General features: G+C 57.9%; 14 protein-coding genes. 11 read left to right on the top strand and 3 right to left on the bottom strand.

The window, feature by feature from the left end; genetic code table 11:
* Positions 1 to 5: 5 nt before the first annotated feature.
* Entirely contained in the window at positions 6 to 1,364 is a 1,359-nt protein-coding gene (locus tag HZ99_RS12300; protein WP_038443381.1) for a tryptophan--tRNA ligase, read from the top strand.
* A 79-nt stretch (positions 1,365 to 1,443) separates the two neighbouring features.
* Positions 1,444 to 2,538, top strand: coding sequence for a cell division protein ZapE (gene zapE / locus HZ99_RS12295; protein ID WP_038443380.1), 1,095 nt, complete (start codon positions 1,444 to 1,446; stop codon positions 2,536 to 2,538).
* A 129-nt stretch (positions 2,539 to 2,667) separates the two neighbouring features.
* Here the strand turns inward: zapE and HZ99_RS12290 are convergent, their stop codons facing one another.
* Positions 2,668 to 3,588: a GlxA family transcriptional regulator gene (locus HZ99_RS12290; protein WP_181883265.1), complete on the bottom strand. Its 921-nt coding sequence runs from the start codon at positions 3,586 to 3,588 to the stop codon at positions 2,668 to 2,670.
* 220 nt (positions 3,589 to 3,808) lie between these two features.
* Here HZ99_RS12290 and HZ99_RS12285 point away from each other — a divergent pair, with 220 nt between their 5' ends.
* Positions 3,809 to 4,945 (top strand): acyl-CoA dehydrogenase family protein, encoded by a 1,137-nt coding sequence (locus HZ99_RS12285; protein WP_038443376.1) that lies wholly within the window; start codon positions 3,809 to 3,811, stop codon positions 4,943 to 4,945.
* A gap of 97 nt (positions 4,946 to 5,042) precedes the next feature.
* On the opposite strand, the gene HZ99_RS12280 is transcribed toward HZ99_RS12285, so the two are convergent.
* On the bottom strand, positions 5,043 to 6,083 hold the full coding sequence (locus tag HZ99_RS12280; RefSeq protein WP_038443374.1) for an NADP(H)-dependent aldo-keto reductase: 1,041 nt from the start codon (positions 6,081 to 6,083) through the stop codon (positions 5,043 to 5,045).
* A gap of 248 nt (positions 6,084 to 6,331) precedes the next feature.
* Between HZ99_RS12280 and rplM the strand changes: the two genes are divergently transcribed.
* The 7 genes from rplM (at position 6,332) to HZ99_RS12245 (ending at position 11,220) form a co-directional block, all read left to right on the top strand.
* Positions 6,332 to 6,760 carry a 50S ribosomal protein L13 gene (gene rplM / locus HZ99_RS12275; RefSeq protein ID WP_029291908.1) on the top strand — a complete coding sequence of 143 codons (429 nt, stop codon included), beginning with the start codon at positions 6,332 to 6,334 and terminating at the stop codon, positions 6,758 to 6,760.
* Between the two features lie 14 nt (positions 6,761 to 6,774).
* Positions 6,775 to 7,167: a 30S ribosomal protein S9 gene (gene rpsI / locus HZ99_RS12270; RefSeq protein ID WP_003171743.1), complete on the top strand. Its 393-nt coding sequence runs from the start codon at positions 6,775 to 6,777 to the stop codon at positions 7,165 to 7,167.
* Between the two features lie 267 nt (positions 7,168 to 7,434).
* Positions 7,435 to 8,028, top strand: a complete 594-nt coding sequence (gene petA / locus HZ99_RS12265) for a ubiquinol-cytochrome c reductase iron-sulfur subunit (RefSeq protein WP_038443372.1) — start codon at positions 7,435 to 7,437, stop codon at positions 8,026 to 8,028.
* Positions 8,028 to 9,239, top strand: coding sequence for a cytochrome b (locus HZ99_RS12260; RefSeq protein ID WP_003188526.1), 1,212 nt, complete (start codon positions 8,028 to 8,030; stop codon positions 9,237 to 9,239). The genes petA and HZ99_RS12260 overlap by 1 nt, the downstream gene beginning before the upstream one ends.
* Positions 9,239 to 10,018 carry a cytochrome c1 gene (locus HZ99_RS12255; RefSeq protein WP_038443371.1) on the top strand — a complete coding sequence of 260 codons (780 nt, stop codon included), beginning with the start codon at positions 9,239 to 9,241 and terminating at the stop codon, positions 10,016 to 10,018. Before HZ99_RS12260 ends, HZ99_RS12255 begins: the two co-directional genes overlap by 1 nt.
* A 150-nt stretch (positions 10,019 to 10,168) precedes the next feature.
* Positions 10,169 to 10,786: a glutathione S-transferase N-terminal domain-containing protein gene (locus tag HZ99_RS12250; protein ID WP_038443369.1), complete on the top strand. Its 618-nt coding sequence runs from the start codon at positions 10,169 to 10,171 to the stop codon at positions 10,784 to 10,786.
* A 17-nt stretch (positions 10,787 to 10,803) separates the two neighbouring features.
* Positions 10,804 to 11,220 carry a ClpXP protease specificity-enhancing factor gene (locus HZ99_RS12245; protein ID WP_038443368.1) on the top strand — a complete coding sequence of 139 codons (417 nt, stop codon included), beginning with the start codon at positions 10,804 to 10,806 and terminating at the stop codon, positions 11,218 to 11,220.
* Between the two features lie 317 nt (positions 11,221 to 11,537).
* On the opposite strand, the gene HZ99_RS12240 is transcribed toward HZ99_RS12245, so the two are convergent.
* Positions 11,538 to 12,695, bottom strand: coding sequence for a phosphatidylcholine-hydrolyzing phospholipase (locus HZ99_RS12240; RefSeq protein ID WP_038443367.1), 1,158 nt, complete (start codon positions 12,693 to 12,695; stop codon positions 11,538 to 11,540).
* A gap of 268 nt (positions 12,696 to 12,963) precedes the next feature.
* Here HZ99_RS12240 and HZ99_RS12235 point away from each other — a divergent pair, with 268 nt between their 5' ends.
* Complete coding sequence (locus HZ99_RS12235; protein ID WP_038443365.1) at positions 12,964 to 13,905, top strand: AEC family transporter; 942 nt, start codon at positions 12,964 to 12,966, stop codon at positions 13,903 to 13,905.
* Positions 13,906 to 13,936 lie beyond the last annotated feature (31 nt).

Here is a 13,936-nt window from a genome sequence, read left to right as displayed (position 1 = left end):
TACCCATGACGACTCGTACCCGTATCCTCACCGGCATCACCACCACCGGCACGCCGCACCTGGGCAACTACGCCGGTGCCATCCGCCCGGCGATCCTCGCCAGCCAGGATGCCAATGCCGATTCGTTCTACTTCCTGGCCGACTACCACGCCCTGATCAAGTGCGATGACCCGCAGCGCATCCAGCGTTCGCGTATGGAAATCGCCGCGACCTGGCTGGCCGGTGGCCTGGATGTGAACCGGGTGACCTTCTACCGCCAGTCCGACATCCCGGAAATCCCCGAGCTGACCTGGCTGCTGACCTGCGTCGCCGCCAAGGGCCTGCTCAACCGCGCCCATGCCTACAAGGCATCGGTGGACAAAAACCTGGAAAGCGGCGAAGACCCGGATGCCGGGATCAGCATGGGCCTGTACAGCTACCCGGTGCTGATGGCGGCGGACATCCTGATGTTCAACGCGCACAAGGTGCCGGTCGGCCGTGACCAGATCCAGCACGTGGAAATGGCCCGTGATATCGGCCAGCGTTTCAACCACCTGTTCGGCAAGGGCAGAGAGTTCTTCACTATGCCTGAGGCGTTGATCGAAGAGAGCGTCGCCACCTTGCCGGGCCTGGATGGGCGCAAGATGTCGAAAAGCTACGACAACACGATTCCCTTGTTCACCACCGCCAAGGACATGAAGGACGCGATCTCGCGGATCGTCACCGACTCGCGCGCGCCGGGCGAAGCCAAGGATCCGGACAACTCGCATCTGTTCACCTTGTACCAGGCGTTCGCCACCCCTGAACAGGAACAGCAACTGCGCAGCGAACTGCTCGATGGCCTGGGTTGGGGCGAGGCGAAGAACCGCCTGTTCCAGCTTCTGGACGGTCAGTTGGGCGAAGCCCGCGAGCGCTACCATCAATTGATGTCGCGTCCTTCGGACATGGAAGACCTGCTGCTGGTCGGCGCCAAGAAGGCCCGCGCCGTCGCCGGTCCATTCTTGCAAGAGCTGCGTGAGGCGGTGGGCCTGCGCTCGTTCCAGAGTCATTACAGCGTTACTATTGGCAACGCCAAGACAAAATCTACGAAAAGCTCGCGTATTGTCAGTTTTCGTGAGGGTGATAGTTTCCGCTTCCGTGTGCTTGCAGCTGATGGCTCGCAACTGCTGCTTTCGAGCAAGTTTGCCGATGGTAGAAGAGCAGGTGCGGTGATCAAGCAATTGCAGTCGGGCCAAACCTTGGATATACGCAGTGATGAGCTTGGTTTCAGTGTTTGGCTCGAAGGCGAATGTGTTGCCCAAAGCTCAGTAATTTATTTAGGCGCTGAGGGGCGAGATGCCGCCATCGAAGCCGTGCGCGTGGCGTTGACGCCAATCGAGGACTGACCCGACCAAGGGTTGATTGCCATTATCCAGGGCCGTCGTTACAGTGACGGCCCGTTTTTGTTGCCTTGCTAACGAAATTATGACGCCCCTAGAACGATATCAAGCTGATCTGAAGCGCCCCGACTTCTTCCACGATGCTGCCCAGGAAACGGCGGTGCGTCACTTGCAGCGCCTGTATGAAGACCTGGTCGCCGCTTCCCAGAGCAAGCCGGGGATGCTCAGCAAGCTGTTTGGCAAGAAAGACCAGGTGCCGGTCAAGGGCTTGTACTTCTGGGGCGGCGTGGGGCGCGGCAAGACTTACCTGGTCGACACCTTCTTCGAAGCGCTGCCGTTCAAGGAAAAGTCCCGCACTCACTTCCACCGCTTCATGAAGCGCGTGCATGAAGAGATGAAGACCCTGCACGGCGAGAAGAACCCGCTGACCATCATCGCCAAGCGCTTCTCCCAAGAAGCGCGGGTGATCTGCTTCGATGAGTTCTTCGTATCCGATATCACCGACGCGATGATTCTTGGCACCTTGATGGAAGAGTTGTTCAAAAACGGTGTGACCCTGGTCGCCACCTCGAACATCGTGCCGGATGGCCTGTACAAGGATGGCCTGCAACGCGCGCGCTTCCTGCCGGCCATCGCCCTGATCAAGCAGCACACCGATATCGTCAACGTCGACAGCGGCGTCGACTACCGTCTGCGCCACCTTGAGCAGGCGGAGTTGTTTCACTTCCCCCTGGACGAAGTGGCCCACGAGAGCCTGCGCAAGAGTTTCCGCGCGTTGACGCCGGAATGCACCCAGGCGGTGGAAAACGATAAGTTGATGATCGAAAATCGCCAGATCATTGCCCTGCGCACCTGTGACGACGTGGCCTGGTTCGACTTCCGCGAACTGTGCGACGGCCCGCGCAGCCAGAACGACTACATCGAGCTGGGCAAGATCTTCCATGCCGTGATCCTGAGCGGCGTCGAGCAAATGAGCGTCACCACCGACGACATCGCCCGACGTTTTATCAACATGGTCGATGAATTCTACGACCGTAACGTCAAGCTGATCATCTCGGCCGAAGTCGAACTCAAGGACCTCTACACCGGCGGTCGCTTGAACTTCGAATTCCAACGGACCTTGAGCCGCTTGCTGGAAATGCAGTCCCACGAGTTCCTGGCGCGGGCGCACAAGCCTTAGGCAAACACCGAACCAAAATGTGGGAGCGGGCTTGCTCGCGAATGCGGTGTATCAGTCGACTTATTCGTTAACTGACACACCGCATTCGCGAGCAAGCCCGCTCCCACATTTGATTGTGCCCGGCTTTAGTCAGGCGGCCTGCTGGAACTGCTGGCGATACTGGTTCGGCGACAACTCCGTGTGCTGCCTGAACAGCCGCGCAAAGAAGCTCGCATCGTCGTAGCCCACCTCATAACTGATGGTCTTGATGCTCTTGCGGCTGCCCGACAACAGGCCTTTGGCCGTCTCGATCCGCAGCCGTTGCAAATAGTGCAGCGGCTTATCGCCAGTAGCCGTCTGGAACCGGCGCATAAAGTTGCGGATGCTCATGCCGTGTTCGCGGGCGACGTCTTCAAAGCGGAATTTGTCGGCGAAGTGTTCTTCAAGCCAATGTTGGATCTGCAGGATGATCACGTCCTGGTGCAGCTTCTGGCCACCAAAACCGATGCGCCCCGGCGCGTAGCTGCGCTGCACTTCGTAGAGGATGTCGCGGGCCACGGCCTGGGCGATGTTGGCGCCGCAGAAACGCTCGATCAGATAGATGTAGAGATCGCACGCCGAAGTGGTGCCGCCGGCGCAGTACAGGTTGTCGGCGTCGGTCAGGTGCTTGTCTTGATTGAGCTGGACCCTGGGGAAGCGTTCGCTGAAGGCGTTGAAGAAGCGCCAATAGGTGGTCGCCTCCTTGCCATCGAGCAGGCCGGCTTCGGCGAGCCAGAACACTCCAGTGGCCTCGCCGCATAGCACAGCGCCGCGGGCATGTTGTTCGCGCAGCCACGGCAGGATTTGCGGGTAGCGTTTGCTCAGGGCTTCGAAGTCATCCCAGAAGGCCGGCAGCACGATGATATCGGCATTCTCCAGGCCGCCGTCCACCGGCATGATCACATCGCTGAAGCTGCACACCGACTGCCCATCGGGGCTCACCAGGCGGGTTTCAAAGGCCGGGGTGAGGCCCAGGCCTTGTTGTTTGCCGTAACGCAGGCTGGCGAGGTGGAAAAAATCCTTGGCTTGCATGAGGGTGGAAGCAAACACCCGATCAATGGCCAAAATGCTGACGCGCCGCAAGGGCGTGGAGACGAGGCTAGACATAATTTCGATTATTCTTATAGGGGAAAGTGGTCAACTAACGGCTGGATCGTCTTATTTTTTGTCGCATGTGTCCAGTGTCCTGTGAGGTCCGTGCAGCTTAGGCTCTGAGATCTTGTTTTTGTCTGACAATCGACGCAGGTGACTCATGATTCCCAGAACCTTGTTCAGCTCCGAGCACGAACTCTTCCGCCAGAGCGTGCGCACCTTCCTCGAAAAGGACGCGGTGCCGTTCCATGCGCAATGGGAGAAGCAGGGGCATATTGATCGTGCCCTCTGGAGCAAGGCAGGGGAGGCGGGGATGCTGTGTTCCCATCTGCCGGAAGAATACGGTGGCCTGGGTGCAGACTTTCTCTACAGCACCGTGGTGATCGAAGAAATCGGTCGCCTGGGCCTGACCGGGATTGGCTTCTCCCTGCATTCGGACATTGTTGCACCGTATATCCTGCATTACGGCAGCGAAGCGCTGAAACACAAGTACTTGCCCAAGCTGGTTTCCGGGGAGATGGTCACCGCCATTGCCATGACTGAGCCGGGCGCGGGGTCGGACCTGCAAGGGGTCAAGACCACCGCGGTGCTCGATGGCGATGAGTATGTGATCAACGGCTCCAAGACCTTTATCACTAACGGCTTCCTGGCGGACCTGGTGATCGTGGTCGCCAAGACTGACCCCAAGGCAGGCGCCAAGGGCACCAGTCTGTTTCTGGTCGAGGCCAATACGCCAGGTTTCGCCAAGGGCAAGCGCCTGGAGAAAGTCGGGATGAAGGCCCAGGATACGTCCGAGCTGTTCTTCCAGGACGTGCGTGTGCCCAAGGAGAACCTGCTGGGGCAGGCGGGGATGGGTTTTGCCTACCTGATGCAGGAGCTGCCTCAGGAGCGCCTGACTGTGGCGATCGGTGCATTGGCTTCGGCCGAAGCGGCGCTGCAATGGACCCTGGACTACACCCGCGAGCGCAAGGCGTTCGGCAAGGCGATTGCGGACTTCCAGAACACTCGCTTCAAACTGGCGGAGATTGCCACCGAAGTGCAGATTGGCCGGGTGTTTGTCGACAAGTGCCTGGAACAGCACCTGCAAGGCAAGCTGGATGTACCGACTGCGGCGATGGCCAAATACTGGACCACCGACCTGCAATGCAAGGTACTCGATGAGTGTGTGCAGTTGCACGGCGGCTACGGCTTCATGTGGGAGTACCCGATTGCCCGGGCCTGGGCGGATGCACGGGTGCAGCGGATTTATGCGGGGACCAATGAGATCATGAAGGAGATCATTGCGCGGGCGTTGTGAGTCTTTGGTGATGCTATCGCCAGCAAGCCGGCTCCTACATTTGGAGCGCATTCTCCTGTAGGAGCCGGCTTGCCGGCGATGGCGGTCTAAAGGTCAATCAAGGCGCGGGATTCGGGTGATCCTTCTGAATCGCCTCAATCCCCTGCAACACCTCTTTCGACAGCTTCAGGTCAGCACTGGCGATGTTGCTGTCCAACTGCACAAGCGTCGTCGCCCCAATGATATTGCTGGTCACAAACGGCTGTTGTGTCACAAACGCCAGGGCCATCTGCGCCGGGTCCAGGCCGTGCTCGCGGGCCAGGGCCACATAGCGACTGCATGCGGCTTCCGATTGCGGGTTGAAGTAGCGGCTGAAGCGGCTGTACAGGCTCAGGCGCCCCTTGGCCGGCCGTGCGCCGCCTTCATACTTGCCGCTGAGCATGCCGAACGCCAGGGGTGAATAAGCCAGCAAGCCGCATTGCTCGCGGATGGCAATCTCCGCCAGGCCCACTTCAAAGCTGCGGTTGAGCAGGTTGTAGGGGTTCTGGATCGACACCGCGCGGGTCCAGCCGCGGGCTTGGGCCAGGGCCAGGAACTTCATGGTGCCCCAGGGCGTTTCATTGGACAGGCCGATGTGGCGGATCTTGCCGGCCTTGACCTGTTCGTCGAGGGCTTCGAGGGTTTCTTCCAGCGGCGTCAGGTCGGGCTCTTCCTGGTGCTTGTAGCTCAACTGTCCGAAGAAATTGGTGCTGCGTTCCGGCCAGTGCAATTGGTACAGGTCGATCCAGTCGGTCTGCAGGCGCTTGAGGCTGGCGTCCAGCGCCTCGACGATATGCTTGCGGTTGTGCTTGAGCTGGCCGTCGCGGATGTAGTCGATGGTGTTGCCTGGCCCGGCGATCTTGCTGGCGAGGATCCAGTCGGCGCGGTCGCCACGGCTCTTGAAGTAATTACCGATGTAGCGTTCGGTGGTGGCATAGGTGTCGGCCTTGGGCGGTACCGGGTACATTTCGGCGGTATCGAGGAAGTTGATCCCTGCACCTTTGGCTCGTTCAATCTGGGCGAAGGCCTCTGCCTCGGTGTTCTGCTCGCCCCAGGTCATGGTCCCGAGGCAGATGGCGCTTACGTTCAGATCGGTCCGGCCCAGCTTTCGATAATCCATCGGGTACTCCTTTGGGGAAAACAATCATAAAAGCAGGTTGAATTTTTTTTCGCAATCTGCATAATTGCCCACCTCTTTCTGCAGTGGAAGTGATGCGCCGCCTGCCGAAGAATCTTGCCGTTGAACGGACGCGCCGACCCGAGCCCCCGATAGCGTCTGTATCCGGCTGCCTTTGACTTGTCAAAGTACGCACTATTCAGTAAGATCCGCCGTCTAATTTACAGGGCGGCCCCTGAGGCTATTAAAGAATGACAACTTTTACTGCAAAACCGGAAACAGTTCAGCGCGACTGGTTTGTCGTCGACGCCGCTGGTCAGACCCTGGGTCGTCTGGCCACTGAAGTCGCCAGCCGTCTGCGTGGCAAGCACAAGCCTGAGTACACCCCTCACGTTGATACCGGTGACTACATCGTGATCATCAACGCTGAGCAGGTTCGTGTAACCGGCAACAAAGCAAGCGACAAAATGTACTACCGTCACTCCGGTTTCCCAGGCGGTATCAAGTCTTCGAACTTTGAAGGCCTGATTGCCAAGAAGCCTGAAGCCCCGATCGAGATCGCGGTTAAAGGTATGCTGCCGAAGGGCCCACTGGGTCGCGACATGTATCGCAAGCTGAAAGTCTATGCGGGCGCTGCTCACCCTCATGCTGCTCAGCAGCCCCAAGAACTGAAGTTTTAACGGAATAGTTCATTATGTCGGCGACTCAAAATTACGGCACTGGCCGTCGCAAAACCGCAACCGCACGCGTTTTCCTGCGTCCGGGCACTGGTAACATCTCGATCAACAACCGCACTCTGGACAACTTCTTCGGTCGCGAAACTGCCCGCATGGTAGTTCGTCAGCCGCTGGAACTGACCGAGACCGTTGAAAAGTTCGACATCTACGTCACCGTTATCGGTGGCGGTGTAAGTGGTCAGGCTGGCGCAATCCGCCACGGTATCACTCGCGCTCTGATGCAGTACGACGAAACCCTGCGCGGCGCTCTGCGCAAAGCTGGCTTCGTGACTCGCGATGCCCGTGAAGTTGAACGTAAGAAAGTCGGTCTGCGTAAAGCGCGTAAGCGTCCGCAGTACTCGAAGCGTTAATTCGCTTTACGTTCCACAAAAACGCCCAGCCTCCTCACGGAGCTGGGCGTTTTTTATTGTCCGCGTTTTATGTGGGTTTTTTCTGTGTGACAACTTGCCACATCCGTAGACCCCCTATACTACAAGGCTTGGAGGCTAGGCTGCGGGTAATTACCTTGTCAGAGGTGGGGCTTTTCATTACCATTCGGCAAAATTTTTATAAGTTCAGATTTAATACTTAGTAGACGCCTGATTTAACAGGCCAAAAAGCTGATGGGAGAGGACTGAATGAGCAATGACGGCGTGAATGCAGGCCGGCGTCGCTTCTTGGTAGCAGCCACATCCGTGGTGGGTGCTGCAGGAGCGGTGGGGGCTGCGGTCCCGTTCGTGGGGTCATGGTTTCCCAGTGCCAAGGCGAAAGCCGCAGGTGCACCGGTGAAGGTGAATGTCAGCAAGATCGAGCCAGGCCAGCAGATGATTGCTGAGTGGCGCGGCCAGCCAGTGTTCATCGTTCGTCGTACCGAGGAAATCCTGGGAAATCTGAAGAAGATCGAGGGCCAGCTGTCTGACCCCGAGTCCAAGAATTCCGACCAACCCGCCTACGCCCAAAACGAAGTGCGTTCGATCAAGCCAGAGATTCTGCTGCTGGTCGGTCTTTGCACGCACCTGGGTTGCTCGCCGACCTTCCGCCCGGAAGTCGCGCCTGTGGATCTGGGCAAGGACTGGGTCGGCGGCTATTTCTGCCCTTGCCACGGTTCCCATTACGACCTGGCCGGTCGCGTCTACAAGTCCCAGCCTGCACCGTTGAACCTGCCGGTTCCGCCGCACAACTACGAATCTGACGACGTGATTGTCATTGGTGTCGATAAGGAGAGCGCGTAATGAGCAAGTTCATGGATTGGGTGGATGCGCGCTTCCCCGCCACCAAAATGTGGGAAGACCATCTCAGCAAGTATTACGCGCCGAAGAACTTCAACTTCTTCTACTTCTTTGGTTCCCTGGCATTGCTGGTACTGGTCAACCAGATCGTGACCGGTGTCTGGCTGACCATGAGCTACACCCCGTCGGCGGAAGAGGCGTTTGCCTCCGTCGAATACATCATGCGCGACGTCGAGTACGGCTCGATTCTGCGTCTGCTGCACTCTACCGGCGCTTCGGCGTTCTTCATTGTGGTCTATCTGCACATGTTCCGTGGCTTGCTCTACGGTTCGTACCAGAAGCCGCGTGAGCTGGTGTGGGTGTTCGGCATGCTGATCTACCTGGCACTGATGGCAGAGGCCTTCATGGGCTACCTGCTGCCTTGGGGCCAGATGTCTTACTGGGGTGCCCAGGTGATCATCTCGCTGTTCGGTGCGATCCCGGTCATTGGCAACGATCTGACCCAGTGGATCCGTGGTGACTACCTGATCTCCGGCATCACCCTGAACCGCTTCTTTGCCTTGCATGTGGTGGCCTTGCCGATCGTGATTCTCGGCCTGGTGGTGTTGCACATCCTGGCACTGCACGAAGTGGGTTCGAACAACCCGGACGGTGTGGATATCAAGAAGCACAAGGACGAGAACGGCATTCCGCTGGACGGCATTCCATTCCACCCTTACTACACCGTGAAAGATATCGTCGGCGTGGTGGTGTTCCTGTTTGTGTTCTGCTCGATTGTGTTCTTCTTCCCGGAAATGGGTGGTTATTTCCTCGAAAAGCCTAACTTCGAACAGGCGAACGCATTCAAGACCCCGGAACATATTGCTCCGGTCTGGTACTTCACGCCGTTCTACGCCATTTTGCGGGCGATCCCCGACAAGCTCATGGGTGTCATCGCCATGGGTGCAGCCATTGCCGTGCTGTTCGTGTTGCCATGGCTCGACCGTAGCCCGGTCAAGTCCATGCGCTACAAAGGCTGGCTGAGCAAGATCTGGCTGTGGGTGTTCTGCATCTCGTTCGTGATCCTGGGCGTACTGGGCGTACTGGCGCCAACCCCTGAGCGTACGCTGTTGTCGCAGGTCTGCACCTTCCTGTACTTCGCCTACTTCATTCTGATGCCGTTCTACACCCGGCTCGAGAAGACAAAACCGGTTCCGGAAAGGGTGACTGGCTGATGAAAAAATTATTCGCTGCATTGATTCTTGCTGCCCTGCCGGCTCTGTCTTTTGCTTCCGGCGCAGGCGTTGAACTGGAAAAGGTCGACATCGACGTGTCTGACAAGGCCGCCATGCAAGACGGCGCCCGTACGTTCGCCAACTACTGCATGGGTTGCCACAGCGCCAAGTTCCAGCGCTATGAGCGCGTTGCCGATGACCTGGGTATCCCCCATGAGCTGATGCTCAAGAACCTGGTGTTCACCGGTGCCAAGATTGGCGACCACATGAACATCGGCATGCAACCGGTCGACGCCAAGGCCTGGTTCGGGGCTGCGCCGCCCGACCTGACCCTGGTTGCGCGTGTACGTGGCACCGACTGGCTGTATGGCTACCTGAAGTCGTTCTACGAAGACCCTACACGTCCCTGGGGCGTGAACAACAAGGTCTTCCCGAACGTCGGTATGCCTAACGTGCTGGTCGGCCTGCAAGGTCGCCAGGTGGTAGGATGCAAGCAGGTTCAAGTCGTGGAAAACGGCAAGAAGCAATATGACCCGCTGACTGGCACGCCGTTGACCCACGAGGCATGTGATCAACTGACCATCGTGCCCAAGAGCGGTGCGCTGAACGAGGAGCAGTTCGACGAGAAGGTCAAGAACCTGGTGACCTTCCTGGCGTACTCCGCCAACCCGGTCAAACTGGAGCACCAACGCATCGGTACCTATGTGTTGCTGTACCTGGCGTTCTTCTTCGTATTCGCTTATTTGCTCAAGCGTGAATACTGGAAGGATGTGCATTGATCCAACCTTAGGCAATTGCTGTTAATCTTGCGCGCCCAGCGACGTCTCTGAAGGGGTAACGCTCTGGTTGATCCAGGTGTTACGGGAGATGCTTTCTGGGCGCGCTCGTTTTTGAGCTTTCGATAATTTCAACAAGCGAGGAGGACCGCCATGGGCGTGACCAACCGGTTGGCCTGTTACTCCGACCCCGCCGACCACTATTCCCACCGAGTACGCATCGTGCTCGCAGAGAAGGGTGTCAGCGCCGAGATCATCAGTGTGGAGGCAGGGCGTCACCCGCCGAAACTGATCGAAGTGAACCCTTACGGCAGCTTGCCCACCCTGGTTGATCGTGACCTGGCGTTGTGGGAGTCAACCGTGGTGATGGAATATCTGGATGAGCGTTACCCCCATCCACCTTTGCTGCCGGTGTATCCGGTGGCGCGTGCCAACAGCCGCCTGCTGATCCATCGGATCCAGCGTGACTGGTGTGGGCTGGTGGATCTGATTCTGGATACACGCAGCAAAGAAACGGCCCGTGTACAGGCGCGCAAGGAATTGCGTGAGAGCCTGACCGGCGTTTCTCCATTGTTCGCCGATAAACCTTTTTTCCTCAGCGAGGAACAAAGCCTGGTGGATTGCTGCCTATTACCCATACTCTGGCGTTTGCCGATTCTGGGCATTGAACTGCCGCGGCCTGCCAAGCCGCTGCTTGATTACATGGAGCGCCAGTTTGCGCGTGAGGCTTTCCAGGCAAGTCTGTCTGGTGTCGAACGCGATATGCGCTAAGGCTTAAGGAGCCGTTGATGAACTCCAGTCGACCTTACCTGGTCCGCGCGCTCTACGAGTGGATTGTGGATAACGATTGCACCCCGCACATGTTGGTCAATTCCGAGTTTCCTGCGGTGCAGGTACCACAAGGTTTTGCCAGTGACGGACAGATTGTCCTGAATGTTTCGCCCAGTGCCGTTCGCCAACTGCACATGGACAATGAGGCGGTCAGCTTTGAAGGGCGTTTCGGTGGGGTACCCCATACGCTCTATGTGCCCATCGGCGCTATCCTGGGGATTTATGCCCGGGAGAACGGCCAGGGTATGGTGTTTGATCTGGAGTCGTCTCTTGAGGACGACGAAGCGATCGAAGTTGAAGATGATGATCTGCCGCCGCCGGATTCCGAGCCGCCGCGCCCTACCGGTCGGCCAAGCTTGAAAGTGGTGAAGTGACGGAGCATGAGCCTGCGGGCGAGTGCTGAATGAAATGCCCCGGCTTTGGCTGGGGCATTTTTTTGCCGGGTACAAAGCCATGGTGGGCGGTGATCGTACGACCTGCTTAGGCAATGAAGCCAAGGTGCATTTTTTAGAGACCATGGCGTGCAGCACTGTTTCTAGACTGCTAAAGGGCTTCCAAGGTGGCAGCGCCTCTCGGTGATGGCCCCCAATCTAGGAGCTGTTGACGCATCGCTGATACTGTCAGAGCTCACAATGACAACGAACGGTCCCCTATGCGCGAGCCATCCGTACACAGGGGAGCCATGGCTAAATCAAGGCAGCGGGTTGTTCGGCTTGTAGTCCTTGAGCAGCAAATACGTACTCCATCCCCACCAATCATTGGTCCACTGTTTGTCATTCAGGTTGTTGACGTCCTTGCGCCGCAGAACCTTGTCCCCATCGGCTTTGAACAGCGGCGCGAAGTTATTCGCCGGATTGTTCGCTGCATTCAGGTCCGGCACATGCAACGGCGCCTTGAACGTAGCTGGGGAGGGGACGATACCGCTGATGTATGCCTCGAAAATCTCATCGGCCGACGCCTGTACTGCACGTTTGACCTGGGTGCGATTGGCGGCATCGTTGCTATCGAAATAACGCTTGTCGCCATAGGCGTGCCATTCGTCGCCCAGGGCATTGCGCACATTGAGCCCGAACTTGCTGTCTTCGTCGTGCATGAAGCGACTGATCAGCGACCCCAATTCACCCGGCGTCACCACGGCCGCCAGTTGCTTGCGCGGTACGCGCAGGTGGCCTGCGGAAAACAGGTCGGTCAAAAAGTGATCGGCAAAGCTGTTCATGGCATAAGCCAGTTCCAGTTGTTGGTCGCTGCCGCTTTGATGGGCCACTACCGCTTGTTGCAGGGCTGCAGTATGCCCGGCCAGATAGGCTGAGAGCGCCCATTCGCCAAAGTGATCAGCATTGTCGGCTGCCAGTTTCAGGTAGCGCCCCAGTGGAACCATGGCCGAAACAACACTACCCCCACCGGTAATGCGGTTCCACTCTTCGGACAACGTATCACCCAGCACGTCATAGGCTTCATGGGCCTGCTTGCCTTCTTTGATTGCTTGCTTGACCGCATTGATTTCCTTTTGCATGACTGCGAGGATTTTTCCCGCTTCTTCCCGCGATGCCGGCAGCGTAGCCAGGGAATTGAAGGCAGCGATAAAGCGTTGGACACGCTCGGCTGGCGATGCGCCGTCGCTGATGGGCTGGCCGGGAACGCCGTAGAAATCGCCGCCCAGGGAGATAATCTGGCCGTAGGTCAAGGCCAGGCCGTTGGGTAGGTGAAGCTTGACTTGAGCGCCCGGAATAGAAGGCTCGCCTTGCACGAAGCGCAGTTGGGTGTCGTCGCCAATAGCGGTGTGCTCGCCACCTTCGAAGCGTAGGGAGGGGATGGGGTTTGCGGTGATGATCGATTTAAGTTCAGACATGTTAGCTCCTTGCTATGTCGTAAGAATCTTCCTTGATTGCTGTATGTATATACAGCTGTTTTGATCATAGAGGAATAATTTCCTACGTCAAGGTGCCCGCTGTAAGCGATCAAAAAAACCAGGTTGGCGAAGCAATGAGCCTGGTGGCTGACACACCGCTATCGCCGGCAAGCCAGCTCCTGCATTTGATGGGTGTTACCCAGGCGAACCGGTTCGTACTGGCTTATCATTAGCCACCTACCGACGCTTACCCAAGGTTCTCCCCAGCATGCTGGCTATATTCCTGCAAACCCTGACCATCACCGCGCCGGTGTTCGCCATGCTGTTTCTGGGGGTGTTGCTCAAGCGCATCAACTGGATCAACGATAACTTTATCCACACAGCGTCAGCCCTGGTGTTCAACGTCACCATGCCGGCGCTGCTGTTTCTGGGGATTCTGCACGCCGACCTGCATTCGGCGCTCAAGCCAGAACTGCTGATCTATTTCGCCCTAGCAACGGTCGCCAGCTTCGCCTTGGCCTGGGGCTGGGCGATTTTCCGTTGCCCCCGTGAAGACCGCGGCATTTATGCCCAGGGTGCGTTTCGCGGTAACAACGGGGTGATCGGCCTGGCACTGGCGGCCAGCATGTACGGGGATTACGGGATTTCCCTGGGGGCGATCCTCGCGGGGCTGGTGATCCTGTTCTACAACACCCTGTCGACCATTGTGCTGGCAGTCTACAGCCCGGTGATCAAGTCGGACCCGTGGAGCATCTGCAAAAGCGTACTGGCCAATCCGTTGATCCTCAGTGTGATTGCGGCTACACCGTTTGCCTATTTTCAGATTGGCCTGCCCACTTGGCTGGAAACCAGCGGGAGGTACCTGGCCGATATGACCCTGCCCCTGGCGCTGATCTGCATTGGCGGCACCTTGTCGCTGGCCGCATTGCGCCAAAGTGGCAGCATCGCGTTGAGCGCCAGCCTGGTGAAGATGATCGGCCTGCCCCTCGTGGCGACCGTGGGAGCCTGGCTGTATGGCTTCCGGGGGCCGGAGCTGGGGATTCTGTTTTTGTATTTTGGCGCGCCGACAGCTGCCGCCAGCTTTGTCATGGCTCGCGCGGCCCAGGGCAACTATGAGTTGGCCGCGGCGATCATTGTGATCACCACCTTGATGGCGGCAGTGACCACCAATATCGGGATCTTTGTGTTGCAGGCGGGCGGCTGGATCTGAAGTCGGTGCTGTCTTTTAGGGCCAATCGCGA

It is taken from the genome of Pseudomonas fluorescens (assembly GCF_000730425.1).
Lineage (GTDB): Bacteria > Pseudomonadota > Gammaproteobacteria > Pseudomonadales > Pseudomonadaceae > Aquipseudomonas > Aquipseudomonas fluorescens_X.
Note: the sequence above shows the minus strand (reverse complement) of the source record. Positions and strands in the feature narration are given on the sequence as shown.